The sequence below is a fragment of the Xenorhabdus bovienii genome (assembly GCF_024721015.1).
Taxonomy (GTDB): Bacteria; Pseudomonadota; Gammaproteobacteria; order Enterobacterales; family Enterobacteriaceae; genus Xenorhabdus; species Xenorhabdus bovienii.
Window position 1 is genome coordinate 1 of record NZ_JANAIF010000311.1, and the last position, 520, is coordinate 520.

Annotated in this window: 1 pseudogene; it reads left to right on the forward strand. The window is 46.5% G+C overall.

Annotation, left to right across the window (positions count from 1 at the left end):
* Positions 1-77: 77 nt before the first annotated feature.
* Positions 78-390, forward strand: a pseudogene (locus NXS07_RS20745) (DDE-type integrase/transposase/recombinase); the annotation flags it as partial.
* Positions 391-520: the final 130 nt, after the last annotated feature.

Here is a 520-nt window from a genome sequence, read left to right on the forward strand (position 1 = left end):
CTCATGACGACATCGTCTAGAACTCTCAACAAAAAATGACAGGTTACCTGACTCCACTCCTTAATGCGACAGAACCCCTTTACCGGGCGGTCGATACCGACGGTCAGACGATTGACTTCCTGCTGACCGCTCACCCTCCTCAATGCGGAAGGTGAGCCTCAGCAGGGGATTGAAATCCGGCAAAATAAATACCTGAATAACCGCATTGAGCAAGACCCTCGCCATGTCAAACGTCGGATACGACCCATGTTAGGCTTTAAATCGTTTCGCCGGGCCCAAACGATTTTAGCGGGGATAGAGCGCGTTTCGATGCTGCGTAAAGGGCAATACTCACAACCCGAAGATAAGACATTGTCACCGGCAGAGATATTTTATCGATTGACTGCATAAAGAGTCATCATTCCCACCTCCGTACAAACTTTCTCTGCTAATGCGACAGAACCCTTAATACGACATAACCGAATTATTCATTTAGAATGTCCGTCAACTTTACTATCAACTGAGGTTTACAATGCTTATT